The organism is Bifidobacterium sp. ESL0820 (assembly GCF_052606235.1).
The window spans coordinates 1,539,644-1,553,519 of sequence record NZ_CP199594.1 but is presented as its reverse complement, the minus strand read 5'-3'; the positions used below and the strand labels follow the sequence as shown (position 1 = coordinate 1,553,519).

The 13,876-nt window shown below is 55.2% G+C and carries 7 protein-coding genes and 3 rRNA genes; all 10 read left to right on the top strand.

From position 1 onward, the window contains the following. Positions 1 to 681: 681 nt before the first annotated feature. The 10 genes from arfA (at position 682) to rrf (ending at position 13,508) form a co-directional block, all read left to right on the top strand. Positions 682 to 2,223 carry an arabinosylfuranosidase ArfA gene (gene arfA, locus ACUIAH_RS06125; RefSeq protein ID WP_445340688.1) on the top strand — a complete coding sequence of 514 codons (1,542 nt, stop codon included), beginning with the start codon at positions 682 to 684 and terminating at the stop codon, positions 2,221 to 2,223. Positions 2,224 to 2,354: 131 nt separating this feature from the next. Further along, positions 2,355 to 3,749, top strand: coding sequence for an ABC transporter substrate-binding protein (locus tag ACUIAH_RS06120; protein ID WP_445340687.1), 1,395 nt, complete (start codon positions 2,355 to 2,357; stop codon positions 3,747 to 3,749). 51 nt (positions 3,750 to 3,800) lie between these two features. Continuing rightward, positions 3,801 to 4,724 (top strand): carbohydrate ABC transporter permease, encoded by a 924-nt coding sequence (locus tag ACUIAH_RS06115; RefSeq protein ID WP_445340686.1) that lies wholly within the window; start codon positions 3,801 to 3,803, stop codon positions 4,722 to 4,724. A 3-nt stretch (positions 4,725 to 4,727) separates the two neighbouring features. After that, on the top strand, positions 4,728 to 5,624 hold the full coding sequence (locus ACUIAH_RS06110; RefSeq protein WP_445340685.1) for a carbohydrate ABC transporter permease: 897 nt from the start codon (positions 4,728 to 4,730) through the stop codon (positions 5,622 to 5,624). 78 nt (positions 5,625 to 5,702) lie between these two features. Then, positions 5,703 to 6,734, top strand: coding sequence for a LacI family DNA-binding transcriptional regulator (locus ACUIAH_RS06105; protein ID WP_445340684.1), 1,032 nt, complete (start codon positions 5,703 to 5,705; stop codon positions 6,732 to 6,734). Positions 6,735 to 6,851: 117 nt separating this feature from the next. Next, positions 6,852 to 7,688, top strand: a complete 837-nt coding sequence (locus ACUIAH_RS06100; RefSeq protein WP_445340683.1) for an alpha/beta fold hydrolase — start codon at positions 6,852 to 6,854, stop codon at positions 7,686 to 7,688. Between the two features lie 525 nt (positions 7,689 to 8,213). Beyond that, positions 8,214 to 9,739: ribosomal RNA gene (locus ACUIAH_RS06095) — 16S ribosomal RNA — on the top strand. A gap of 120 nt (positions 9,740 to 9,859) precedes the next feature. Continuing rightward, entirely contained in the window at positions 9,860 to 10,087 is a 228-nt protein-coding gene (locus ACUIAH_RS06090; protein ID WP_445340682.1) for a hypothetical protein, read from the top strand. Positions 10,088 to 10,153: 66 nt separating this feature from the next. Next, a 23S ribosomal RNA gene (locus ACUIAH_RS06085) occupies positions 10,154 to 13,224 on the top strand. A gap of 167 nt (positions 13,225 to 13,391) precedes the next feature. Continuing rightward, positions 13,392 to 13,508 (top strand): 5S ribosomal RNA (gene rrf, locus ACUIAH_RS06080). Together the 16S, 23S and 5S rRNA genes form the textbook arrangement of a ribosomal RNA operon. The last annotated feature ends 368 nt before the right edge of the window (positions 13,509 to 13,876 follow it).

The following is a 13,876-nucleotide window of genomic DNA, read 5'->3' as shown; positions in this document are numbered from 1 at the left end:
TCTGATATGGAATCAGTAGCGACGAGCAACGTGTATATATTGTAGTTCTTGGTACGGGAAGCTCGTATGGAGAAAATATTCCTGCGATTGTTAAAAAGGTGTACAAGATAGTTGGAAAAGACTAGACCTGTGCAATTGTGTCCGATGCATGATGCTAGATTTCCGCTTATGTAGTCGTACTTGCCTCATTGCTGGTCAGGCTGGTAAAGATGACTGAGTGATGTAGGTGTTCAGCGCACAGTTATATGTTCTTATCAATTACTGAGTTTCGACAGCTGTAGAAATGGCTCAATTCAAAAACGTGTGTCTTTGTAAATTAATACAAATCATTCAGCATGAGCTCGCAATCTTACCACCACGTGTTCATTAGGTTGCCGGCCATGAAGTCGATTTTGCCACATAACCTGTACAGGAATTCAACGGCCTCTGGGCAAGTGCGCTTCGTCGTCTGTTGCGACATATATCTATCTGTCATGCCTGAAACGGATTCCATTGAGGGAAGGTCCGTTTTGGCAATAATCGTATTTCTGACTTGTTCATCCTGAAATATCGGTATATAGTGTTCTCGAGAAGTACAAGGTTGTACTAATGTACTTCAATAATTGAGCTATGTAATGTCTGACAGAGGAAACAACGTTGTATTTATAGTTCTTCTGTGGAGCGTAAAGGACGGTTGGAAGAGTGGAAGTACCGAACTCCGGGAAAAACGGTTGGACTCAACTGATTATCGAAGATCGCGATCCTATCGGTTCTGTCAACAACCGATTGTTCGGCTCCTTTGTGGAGCACCTGGGCAGATGCGTCTATACAGGTATCTACGAACCTGGCCATCCTTCTGCAGATGATGACGGATACCGTTCCGATGTCATGGAGTTGGTCAAGGAGCTGGGTGTGACGACCATCCGGTACCCAGGCGGTAATTTTGTTTCCGGGTATAGGTGGCGCGACGGCATAGGCGATCCGAGTAAACGCCCGCGAAGGCTCGATCTTGCCTGGCATTCTACCGAGACCAATGAATTTGGATTGCATGAGATGGTCAAGTGGCTGGCTAAACTGGGCGGCAATGAGCTGATGGAGGCAGTTAACTTGGGCACTCAGGGTACCCAGGAGGCTTTGGATCTGCTGGAATATGCCAATATCCCTTCTGGTACGGCCTTGTCTGAACTGCGTAGGGCCAATGGTAGAGATGCGCCATTTGGTATTCGCATGTGGTGTCTGGGCAACGAAATGGATGGACCTTGGCAACTAGGGCATAGGAAGGCCCATGAATATGCCCGGATAGCTGCCATTACAGCTGCTGGGATGCGTCAGATAGATCCCGACATTGAGTTGGCTGTCTGTGGGTCTTCAAGCCACTCGATGCCAACCTTCGGAAGTTGGGAACGGACTGTCCTGGAAGAGACATACGAGAACATCAATTTCATTTCTGCTCATGCCTACTACCAGCCTGTAAACAACGATATGGCCAGTTTCCTGGCTTCAGGCAACGATATGGATGGCTTCATCAAGGATGTGGGATCCATCATCGATGCGACTAAGGCCCAGCTGAAGAGCAAACACGATGTATTCATCTCTTTTGACGAATGGAACATCTGGTATCAGAATGCTGAACAGTCGCAGACGCCGATGGGGATCGACAACTGGCCGGTTGCCCCGCACCTCCTTGAGGATGTCTACACAGTTGCCGATGCAGTTGCGTTTGGCGATCTGCTTATCACCCTGTTGCGTAATGCAGACCGTGTTCATTCGGCATCATTAGCACAATTGGTAAACGTCATAGCACCAATCATGACCGCTCCGGGAGGCCGAGCTTGGAGGCAGACGACCTTCTATCCGTTTTCCCAGGCTGCTCATCTTTCAAAGGGTGGCACGGTGGTTCGCGGTCTGTTGACTGGCTCCCGCCACCCGACTGATAGATACGGGGAGGTCAGTGACATCAATGCAGTCCCGGTCTTGTGCGCCGATGGTTCCCTAGCCATATTTGCAGTGAACCGTTCTCTGGACAGGTCCAATACGCTCACCCTTGATATCGGGTCGGACGGGTCATACAAGACAGCTGGCATGACCACCCTTCATGAGGAGGACTACATGCTGGCCAATACCCGGGATGCTCCCGACCGAGTGTTTCCCAGGAGAAACAAACAGGTCGAATTCCTGCCGGAACAGAACAAGGTTGTAGCAGAACTCGCTCCTGTCTCATGGAACGTCATCCATGTTAGTTGATTGCTTGATCAAGCCGGATCGGCATCACTGAAGACGCATGGAAGGAGGGGAATAGATGACGGGGCCGTGCTGGAGCAGGTGCCCGGATATTGACTCAATGTAACTCAATCAATCATGAAGAAGGTAATGAAATGAAGAAATCAATGAAGATTGCTTCAGCTTGTGCAGCTTGTCTGGCCTTGCTGTTGACTGGGGCTTGTGGCTCATCTGGTTCATCAGCCGGCGACGCGGGTAAAGGTCAGGCAGTTCACAGTGATGCCAAAGCTAATGACAACGCCAAGTGCCAGAACACCATCAAGAAGCCGGGTGTGGAGAAGGTGACGGTCTGGGCTTGGTATCCATCAATTGAAAAAATGGTCGATAGATTCAATGAAGTTCACGATGATGTTCAGGTCTGCTGGACGCGTGCAGGTTCTGGGCAGACGCAATATCAGAAAATCACGACTGCGATCAAGGCCAAGTCAGGACTGGCTGATGTAGTCCAGATTGAATACGACGTTCTAGGACAATATGTTTCTGGTGTGGAAAAGCACCTGGTAGATCTTTCCCAGTTCGGGGCGGAAAAGGTAAAGAACGAATATACGCCTGGAGCCTGGAACTCAGTGAGTCTGGGCGGCGGCAAGTCCGTATATGCCATTCCTGTTGATCAGGGCCCGCTCATCATGATCTACAGAAAGGATATATTCGACAAGTACGGGGTAAAAGTGCCTACGACTTGGGATGAATATGAACAGGCCGGCAAGGAGCTGCGCGAAAAGGGCTTCACAGGTCATATTGGGAATTATGAGCCTAGTGGCAATGGATCCAACGTAACCTTGATGGCGCAGGCTGGCGGCAAGGTCTACCACTATTCTGCCTCCTCACCTGACAAGGTCGGTATTGATTTCACCTCCAAGCCTGCCCAAAAAGTTATGGAGTATTGGCAGCGCTTGGCCAAGGAAGGAGTCGTTACCACCGATGATGCCTATACAGCTGAATGGTACAAGAAAATAGTCGATGGTTCATGGGCCACAGCTGTTTGCGCTTCTTGGTTGGTCGGCTCACTTCGGGGCGTCAGCGGAGCTGATACAACGGCAGACTGGAAGGTTGCTAAGGCCCCTGTTTGGGATTCATCAACACCAGCTGTCAATTTTGGCGGTTCTTCGCTTGCTGTGACGGATCAGGCTAAGCACACCGAGATGGCCGCCAAGGTCGCTATGGAATTGTTCAAGGACGATCAGGTACAGCACACGGCTATTACCGATAGTGGCCTTTTCCCCACCTGGACCAAGGTTCTCAACTCGGAATCCTTCAAGAACATGACGGATCCATTCTATGGTGATCAGAAAATCAATGAGATTATCGCCCCGGTTGCCTTGGGATACAAGGGTTATGAGTTCCTTCCCTTCCAGCCCTATGCCTATGACGAGCAGACCAAGACCTTCACCAAGATCGTCCGCGATAATGCCGATGTTTCTGCTTCGTTAGGCACTCTGAACAAGAGCCTTTCCGACTATGCGCGTCAGCAAGGGTTCACAGTTCAATGAATGAAATAGTGCGGGCTCGGATTTCTAGGGCCCGCACTGGGAGGTACAGCAATGTCAACTATGCGAAAGCGGTCAGGCGCCAAGGGGAAGGGAACAAAGCGAAGCAGAGAGAACGCCTGGGGTTGGTTCTTCACTGCTCCATTTGGTCTTGTTTTCCTGCTTTTTCTGGTGATACCGCTCATCTATGCAGGGTATATTTCACTATTCTCATATACGCAGCTGAGGGGCACGGTCTTTGCTGGGTTGAGCAACTATGCACGTGCGTTCTCTGACCCCATTTTCCTATCGGGTATGTGGAGAGTGGTCTTATACGCAGTGGTCATGGTCCCTATTCAGTTGGGGTTTGCCCTCCTTCTGGCCCTGGTGTTGGACACCATGACCAATAGGTTCGCGTCCTTTTCCCGTTTGATCTTTTTCCTTCCCTACGCCATACCCGTGGTGATCGGCGCTTTGATGTGGGGATTCCTCTACTCGAAGCAGATGGGACCATTTACTTCAATATTTGGTCTCTTCGGTATGCAGCCCCCTGGATTCTTGAAGCCTGGTGGGATATTCGGTTCCTTGGTCAACATAGTGACTTGGCAGTGGACTGGTTATTATATGGTTATCCTGTATTCCGCCCTCCAGTCGGTTCCTCCGGAACTGTATGAATCAGCCAGGATCGACGGGGCCTCAGAGGTGCAGATTGCTCTGAAGATCAAGACCCCGATGATTTCAAGTTCTCTGGTTATGGTGACGGTGTTCGCCCTGATAGGAACTCTGCAGTTTTATACGGAACCGATGATTCTGCGCAATAACGTCCCATCGGTGATTCAGCCTGAATATACGCCGAACATGTATGCCCAGGCTCTGGCATTCAATTACAACCAGTTGAATTACTCTGCGACGATCTCTTTCGCTCTGGGATTGCTCGTGGTGGCGTTCAGCGTCGTCTTCATGAGACTGACCCGCAATCAGTCTGGGTTGGAGGGCTGAGTTATGTCGACTCGAAATGGCAATTACGGCGCTGCTGCCGGGAAGAAAATACAGACATCGCATACCCTGGCCTATGTTCTGCTGGCCATCTGCCTGGTGTATTTCCTGTTCCCTGTCTGGTGGCTGATTGTCGCCGCCACAAAGAGTAACGCCGGCCTCTTCTCCGGAGCACACGGCGCCATGTGGTTTGACAATGACTTTTCGCTCTGGAGCAATATTCGTCAGTTGACCACCTATGAGGGTGGCATTTACTGGCACTGGCTTGTCAACTCGTTTTTGTATGCCATCGTTGGCGGGATCGGCGCCACTGCCATCTCGGTGATGGCGGGGTATGGATTCGCCAAATTCAGGTTCAGAGGCCGGAACCTATACTTCAATATAGTGCTAGGCGCTCTGATGATTCCCACCACGGCCCTGGTCATTCCGACCTTCATCCTTATGTCTCAATTCGGCATGACGGATACCATCTGGGCGGTGATACTGCCTTCGCTGCTCTCGCCTTTCGGCACCTATCTGATGCGAGTGTACTGCATGCAATCACTGCCGGATGAGATGATGGAGGCAGCTCGCGTAGACGGAGCCGGTGAATTGAGGACCTTCTTCCAGGTATCCCTCCCGATCATGACCCCCGCCATCACCACGGTTTTCCTCCTGTCCGTGGTCGGGTGCTGGAATAACTTCTTCCTCCCCTCTGTGGTCCTGTCGGATACCAAGTTGTTCCCCATCACGGTCGGCCTCACGCAGTGGCAGGTGAAATCGAACGCAGGTGCCGGATCCGAGCAAGTGTGGAACCTTATAACTTCAGGTGCGCTTGTCTCAGTCATACCGCTAATTTTGGCCTTCCTCTTCCTGCAGCGATACTGGGTCGGAGGACTTACAGCAGGGTCGGTCAAGGCTTAGAGCTTGCTTTCGCTGGAATGGCATGGAGGCGTTCCAGCGGAGGCTCCTAAAGGTATGGGTTTCTGTAAGGTAAGAAACATGCAGAGTCGTCCGACAATCAAGGATGTGGCACGCCAGGCTCATGTTTCTATAAAAACGGTCTCCAATGTCATCAACCACTCAGGAAGCATGCGACCAGAGACCAGGAAGAGGGTCGAAAAGGCAATAGACGATTTGGGGTACTCCATAAATATTTCTGCCCGGAGATTGAAAACCGGAGGATCAAAACTCATTGGAGTGGCGACCTTCAATTTCGCTCAGCCTTTCCCTGCCATGTTTGTCGATACGGTTGTCAAGATTGCCCGACGAGCTCACTATGGCGTGGTTATTGATACCTATGATTCGAATGGGCCTGGGCTGGTTGATATCATAAATGAAATACCCCGCCTTGGTGCAGACGGTTGGATATTCCTGGCAGACCGCCCGGTGGAACCCAAATCCCTATTGGATCAGAACTTCCCTGTGGTGCTGGTCGGCGATTATATTTCCGGCGGCAAGGTGGATAATGTGATGATGCCTAATGTCGCTGCTGTGCGTGATGCCGTTGGGAGGCTGCTGGCCAGTGGAGTGGACCGCATAGGTCTTATCGGAGCCCCGGACGGTGCGGACAGGCAGACCCTGTTTACGGCCAAGGAGGGTGGTCGGCCGATGAGAACACGGGGTTATGTCGAGGCCTTCGACCAGGTCCACAAAAAAATCGACTGGCGCATTGTGGTATCTGGAAACAAGTGGATCAGCAGTGATGGCGAGCGGGCTGTCAGCAACATGCTGGCGGTGTCCGATGCGCCGGATGCCATAGTCTGTCTGAATGATGCCCTTGCCTTGGGCGCAATGCATGAACTGCAGCGGCGTGGATACAAGATTCCTGACGATGTACAGATTATTGGATTCGATAACGTCAGCGAGGGAAGGTTCGCAAATCCTTCTTTGACCTCGATCGACCCGCATGCGTCGGATTTTGCGAATCAGGCAGTGGATATGCTGATTGAGCGGATCAAGGGCTACACAGGACCAGCGCGTTCGCGGGTCACTGAATATAAATTAATAGAGCGTGGATCAACCTGGTTGTAGAGGACGGAACCAAACGGGAATCAGTAGGATGATGGTATGACAGGCCCCACGGTTTCGTTTTCCAGTCGCTCGCATATCTATCAAACTCGGATCAATGGTGCGCGCTTTGTTTTCTCGATGAATCCGGCACCTCCTCGTGCTCCCATCATTCTTTACCTCCATGGTGGTCCGGGTGATGCCTGCATTCCGCTGACCATGCGTTACAACGCGGCCTTGGAGCGCGATTTCCGCTTCATCAACCTGGATCAGCGAGGCAGTGGACTGTCCTACCATCCTTTTGCGCCTGGCGAGGTAGTGACCATCGATTCGATGGTTGAGGATGTTCACCAGTTCGTGCTACAGCTTCTTCGCGCCTACGGGCAGGATTCCCTCATCCTCGTCGGTCATTCATGGGGCAGCGTCCTGGGACTGGAGATGGTGAAGCGGTATCCCTCGCTCGTTCGCTGCTACATCGGCCTTGGGCAGGTCGTCAGCATGCGCGCCGCTCTTCGGCTAAGACGGCATTGGGGGCAACAGAGTTTGGGCTCCCGGCTTGGTGCGATCGTCAGCAAGGAGAGCGGGGCTGCCGACATGGTGCTGATGATCGATGAGCTGCTGTCTCGTGGCGGGGTTGCCATGCTGTTCGGATCTCTGGGACGGATCATGACCTACCTGCGCTCGCCCTGCTACAACTGGTCGCGTCTGCTCAACCATGCCAAGGGGGTGGCTCAGTCCCGGGCGCGCTTGGACGCTGAGCTGGAGCAGGTCGATTTCAACGGGCAGACCTCTTTCGGGGCCCCTGTTTATTTCATCAGCGGCAAGTATGACCGTCATCTGCCAGGCAGTCTGGTTGAGCGGTTTGCTGATGGGCTGAAGAGCACGCATCGGTTCATCCGATTTGACCGGTCAGGGCACTGCCCACAGTGGGACGAGCCAGAACGGTTCGCAGCAACGGTTAAAGCCCTCTGCTTGTAGCGCCTGTGTAAGAAGGAACTGCAGCCTGGCTGCACGCACCCATCCGCATGGTGGAAATACCTCTTGCGAAGAACCGAATCTACTAATATGAGTCATTGAAGATATTGGTTTGAGCCTCGCTGAAGAGTGCGCGGGGCTCCTGGATAGGTGAAGGCCAATTGAGCGGGGCTTGGTCGGCAAAAACCGACACGCCGTAGAAACCGCGAAATCATTGGGTTCCACCGTGATTTCAGTATGCCAATTTGCGGGTCAACCCAAACTCGTGTAAGTTTACTTCTTGCTGCCCGGCAGTGATGAGAACTCTTCGGAGGACTTGGAGCTGTTGGTGTGGTGGTGGTTTGAGAACTCAAGAGCGTGTTTGTGCTACTTATAGCTTTTTGATTGCCAGTCCGATGCCCGCCCGGCTGTTGTCGGGTACGTGGGAGCGTTGTGAGGGGTGTCGGGGTTTTTCGTGGGTTGGTTTCCTCCTTATGGAAGCTGGCCCGTCAATTTATTATGAGAGTCGTTTCGGCTTCTTCATGGTTTTTTGTGGAGGGTTTGATTCTGGCTCAGGATGAACGCTGGCGGCGTGCTTAACACATGCAAGTCGAACGGGATCCGCCAAGCTTGCTTGGCGGTGAGAGTGGCGAACGGGTGAGTAATGCGTGACCAACCTGCCCTATGCTTCGGAATAGCTCCTGGAAACGGGTGGTAATGCCGGATGCTCCGCGCTGTCGCATGATGGTGCGGGAAAGGGTTTACCGGCATGGGATGGGGTCGCGTCCTATCAGCTTGTTGGCGGGGTGATGGCCTGCCAAGGCTTCGACGGGTAGCCGGCCTGAGAGGGCGACCGGCCACATTGGGACTGAGATACGGCCCAGACTCCTACGGGAGGCAGCAGTGGGGAATATTGCACAATGGGCGAAAGCCTGATGCAGCGACGCCGCGTGCGGGATGACGGCCTTCGGGTTGTAAACCGCTTTTGATTGGGAGCAAGCGAGAGTGAGTGTACCTTTCGAATAAGCACCGGCTAACTACGTGCCAGCAGCCGCGGTAATACGTAGGGTGCAAGCGTTATCCGGATTTATTGGGCGTAAAGAGCTCGTAGGCGGTTCGTCGCGTCTGGTGTGAAAGTCCATCGCTTAACGGTGGATCGGCGCCGGGTACGGGCGGACTGGAGTGCGGTAGGGGAGACTGGAATTCCCGGTGTAACGGTGGAATGTGTAGATATCGGGAAGAACACCGATGGCGAAGGCAGGTCTCTGGGCCGTCACTGACGCTGAGGAGCGAAAGCGTGGGGAGCGAACAGGATTAGATACCCTGGTAGTCCACGCCGTAAACGGTGGATGCTGGATGTGGGGCCCGTTCCACGGGTTCCGTGTCGGAGCTAACGCGTTAAGCATCCCGCCTGGGGAGTACGGCCGCAAGGCTAAAACTCAAAGAAATTGACGGGGGCCCGCACAAGCGGCGGAGCATGCGGATTAATTCGATGCAACGCGAAGAACCTTACCTGGGCTTGACATGTGCCGGACGGCCGCGGAGACGCGGCTTCCCTTCGGGGCCGGTTCACAGGTGGTGCATGGTCGTCGTCAGCTCGTGTCGTGAGATGTTGGGTCAAGTCCCGCAACGAGCGCAACCCTCGCCTCGTGTTGCCAGCACGTTATGGTGGGAACTCACGGGGGACCGCCGGGGTTAACCCGGAGGAAGCGTGGGGATGACGTCAGATCATCATGCCCCTTACGTCCAGGGCTTCACGCATGCTACAATGGCCGGTACAACGGGATGCGACATGGTGACATGGAGCGGATCCCTGAAAACCGGTCTCAGTTCGGATCGGAGCCTGCAACCCGGCTCCGTGAAGGCGGAGTCGCTAGTAATCGCGGATCAGCAACGCCGCGGTGAATGCGTTCCCGGGCCTTGTACACACCGCCCGTCAAGTCATGAAAGTGGGCAGCACCCGAAGCCGGTGGCCCAACCCGTTTGGGGGGGAGCCGTCTAAGGTGAGGTCCGCGATTGGGACTAAGTCGTAACAAGGTAGCCGTACCGGAAGGTGCGGCTGGATCACCTCCTTTCTACGGAGATATGAGTGAAATCCCCCGCCTGTTTATGGGTCGTGGGGTCGAGTCCATGGGTCCGGCCGGTTGGCCGGATGGTGTGGGCGTGCTGGCGTGGAACGGTCGGAAGGCTGTGGCATGGATGCGCTGTTGGGTTCCCGGACCGCCACCTTGTTTTGGGTGGTGTTCCTGCCGCCCGTCGGGTTCCTGCATGGGGTGTTGCCCTGTGGGGTCTTGGCGGCGCGCTGGTGGCTTGAGAACTGGATAGTGGACGCGAGCGGATGGCTGGCTTTTCTGGCTGGCTGTCTGCTGTATTGTTTCGTCCGAGCCTATTTTTTTGGTGGGTTCGGGTCGATCGTTTTGTGATCGTTTAGTGTGATGATTTGTCGTCTGGCAGTTCGCAGTTGTTGTTGTCGTGGCATGGCCTGTGGCCGTGTTGTCGGCAAGGGCGCATGGTGGATGCCTTGGCAGACAGGACCGATGAAGGACGCGTGGGGCCGCGATAGGCCTCGGGGAGCCGCCGACAGGGCTTTGATCCGAGGGTGTCCGAATGGGGTAACCCGCCGGCTGTTATGGGCCGGCACCGCATTCGTGCGGGGGGTACGCAGGGAAGTGAAACATCTCAGTACCTGCAGGAAAGGATATTCCGTGAGTAGTGGCGAGCGAAAGCGGATGATGGCCAAACCGGTGCCGTGTGAGACCCGTCGGGGGTTGCGGCATGGGTGTTGTGGGACTTGGCGTCCGGGCTCCGACGGGCCCGGCGGCAGTGATAAAGCGGCGTGTGAGGCGAACGGGATTGAATTCCCGGCCGTAGAGGGTGATGGCCCCGTAGCCGAAGGCGCGCCGCCTGCCGGTTCTTGTTCCCAAGTAGCGCGGGACTCGTGGAATCCCGTGTGAATCGGCCCCGACCGTGGGGTAAGCCTGAATATTCCTGTCTGACCGATAGCGTACGAGTACCGTGAGGGAAAGGTGAAAAGCACCCCGGGAGGGGAGTGAAAGAGTTTCTGAAACCGTGTGCCTACAATCCGTCGGAGCCTTTCGGGGTGACGGCGTGCCTATCGAAAAATGAGTCTGCGAGTCAGTGGTGCGTGGCGAGGCTAACCCGTGTGGGGCAGCCGTAGCGAAAGCGAGTCCGATAAGGGCGTTTCCAGTCGCGTGTCCTGGACCCGAAGCGGGATGATCTAGCCCTGGGCAGGTTGAAGCGCGGGTAAGACCGCGTGGAGGACCGAACGGACCTGGGTTGAAAACCGGGCCGATGACCTGGGGCTAGGGGTGAAAGGCCAATCAAATTCCGTGATAGCTGGTTCTCTCCGAAATGCATTTCGGTGCAGCGTCGCGTGAGTGCCTCCATGGGGTAGAGCTACTGGATGCTTGAGGGCCCGTATCGGGTACCGACAGCAGCCAAACTCCGAATACGTGCGAGGTGTATCGCGGCAGTGAGTCGGCGGGGGATAAGCTCCGTCGTCGAGAGGGAGACAGCCCAGATCGTCGTCTAAGGTCCCTAAGCGCGTGCTAAGTGGGAAAGGATGTGGAGTCGCATAGACAGCCAGGAGGTTGGCTCAGAAGCAGCCATCCTTGAAAGAGTGCGTAACAGCTCACTGGTCTAGTGGTTCCGCGCCGATAATGTAGCGGGGCTCAAGCACGCCACCGAAGACGCGGCAGCGCAGTTTGCTGTGCTGGGTAGGAGAGCGTTCCGCATGGGGCGAAGCGGCGGCGTGAGCCGGCCGTGGACCGTGTGGAAGTGAGAATGCAGACATGAGTAGCGAGAGGCGGGTGAGAATCCCGCCCGCTGGATGACCAAGGGTTCCGGGGCCACGTTCGTCGTCCCCGGGTGAGTCGGGTCCTAAGGCGAGGCCGACAGGCGTAGTCGAATGGATGAAGGAGTCGATATTCTCCTACCGGCGTCAAGCCGTCCAATCCAAGACGCGGAAGCGTGCCCTTACCTGCCTCGGAGGCTGGTCTTCGGACCTGCCGATGTGGTGGGACCGGCGTGTGGATGCGTGGCGGGTAGCGCAGGAGTGACACGGAACGGGAGCCGGGCCGCGGTGGTGGTTATCCGTGGTCAAGCATGCGGCGCGTCGGGCAGGCAAATCCGCCCGGCATGAGCGCGAGGTGTGATGATGGGGGGCCTTGTGCCCCGAATCCGGTGTGCCGTTCCGTCGAGAAAAGCTTCGGCGTGAGGAGTGGCGCCGCCCGTACCCTAAACCGACACTGGTGGTCAGGTAGAGTATACCAAAGCGATCGAGCGAATCCTGGTCAAGGAACTCGGCAAATCACTCCCGTGCCTTCGGTATAAGGGAGGCCCCTGCCGGTGAGGCGCCTTGCGCGCGGAGCCGGTGGGGGCGGCACAGACCAGGGGGTAGCGACTGTTTACCAAAAACACAGGTGCATGCGAAGACGTAAGTCGCTGTATATGCACTGACGCCTGCCCGGTGCCGGAAGGTTAAGAGGATCCGTCATCCCTCTTCGGAGGGGGCAGCGGTGAATTCAAGCCCCGGTAAACGGCGGTGGTAACTATAACCATCCTAAGGTAGCGAAATTCCTTGTCGGGTAAGTTCCGACCTGCACGAATGGCGTAACGACTTCCCCACTGTCTCGACCAGGAGCTCGGCGAAATTGCAGTACGAGTAAAGATGCTCGTTAAGCGCAGAAGGACGAAAAGACCCCGGGACCTTTACTATACCTTGGTATTGGCGTTAGGTGCGGACTGTGTAGCATAGGCGGGAGGCTTCGAAGCGGGTGCGCCAGCATCCGTGGAGCCGGAATGTGAAATACCGCTCTGTCCTCATCTGGCCTCTAACCTCGGCCGGTCATCCCGGCCAGGGACAGTGCCTGGCGGGTAGTTTAACTGGGGCGGTTGCCTCCCAAAGAGTAACGGAGGCGCCCAAGGGTTCCCTCAGCCCGGTTGGCAATCGGGTGTTGAGTGCAATCGCACAAGGGAGCTTGACTGCGAGACCGACGGGTCGAGCAGGGACGAAAGTCGGAGATAGTGATCCGGTGCCGGCGTACGGACGCGGCATCGCTCAACGGATAAAAGGTACCCCGGGGATAACAGGCTGATCATCCCCAAGAGTCCATATCGACGGGATGGTTTGGCACCTCGATGTCGGCTCGTCGCATCCTGGGGCTGGAGCAGGTCCCAAGGGTTCGGCCGTTCGCCGATTAAAGCGGCACGCGAGCTGGGTTCAGAACGTCGTGAGACAGTTTGGTCTCTATCCTCTGCGCTCGTTGGAATCTTGAGGAGCCCTGCCCATAGTACGAGAGGACCTGGGTGGACGAACCTCTGGTATGCCGGTTGTCGCGCCAGCGGCACGGCCGGTTGGCTACGTTCGGATGGGATAACCGCTGAAAGCATCTAAGCGGGAAGCCCCCTCCAAGATAAGGATTCCATGAAGCCTTGCGGCTTCTGAAGACCCCATGCAGAACACATGGTCGATAGACCGGACGTGGACACCCCGTAAGGGGCGGAGCCGACCGGCACTAATGGTCGAAGACAACACCACACCCGCCCCCATGAGGGGCGGCGGCATCAACCCGACTGCGAAACACATGCCTGCGGCAATGAACACGAACACGCACAGGCGATCAGACAATCGGAGCACGCGTCCACCATCCGGTCCCCAAGCCGCCAGGAGACCCCGACCCGGCAGGGTCGGAAGAATTGAAGATTCGCGGCGGTCATGGCCTGGGGGAGACGCCCGGTCCCATTCCGAACCCGGAAGCTAAGACCCAGCACGGCAATGGTACTGCACCCGGAAGAGTGTGGGAGAGTAGCACACCGCCGCCACAACACGTGATTACGGGAGGCATCTCAAGGACAATATCCTTGGAGATGCCTCCTTTTTCCATATCCGCAACAGACCAAGGTCTGGTACAAAAGTGTATTGTGTAATGGCTTGATGACCATATGCAAGGATTTGAAAGCCCAGACAATCGCGTAAAGCCCTCGAAGGTGACAAGAAAACTCTATGGCGCTATAGAATCGGTGCCTATCGAATCATTGTTTGTATCTTTGATGAAGGGCTCATCGTAGATGTAGTAAAAGCCGTAAGAAGGAATGATGTTTACAAAACAAATAAAGCTAGTTATACGAACGGCGTAGTGTTGCAGTATCCAAACAATTTGTACATATGGCCAGGTGTTCTGAGTAGAAAT

Coding starts and splice junctions, on each gene's coding strand:
- ACUIAH_RS06100 (WP_445340683.1), top strand. CDS start 6,852: ATGAATCCGGCACCTCCTCGTGCTCCCATCATTCTTTACCTCCATGGT.
- ACUIAH_RS06110 (WP_445340685.1), top strand. CDS start 4,728: ATGTCGACTCGAAATGGCAATTACGGCGCTGCTGCCGGGAAGAAAATA.
- ACUIAH_RS06120 (WP_445340687.1), top strand. CDS start 2,355: ATGAAGAAATCAATGAAGATTGCTTCAGCTTGTGCAGCTTGTCTGGCC.
- ACUIAH_RS06115 (WP_445340686.1), top strand. CDS start 3,801: ATGTCAACTATGCGAAAGCGGTCAGGCGCCAAGGGGAAGGGAACAAAG.
- ACUIAH_RS06090 (WP_445340682.1), top strand. CDS start 9,860: ATGGATGCGCTGTTGGGTTCCCGGACCGCCACCTTGTTTTGGGTGGTG.
- ACUIAH_RS06105 (WP_445340684.1), top strand. CDS start 5,703: ATGCAGAGTCGTCCGACAATCAAGGATGTGGCACGCCAGGCTCATGTT.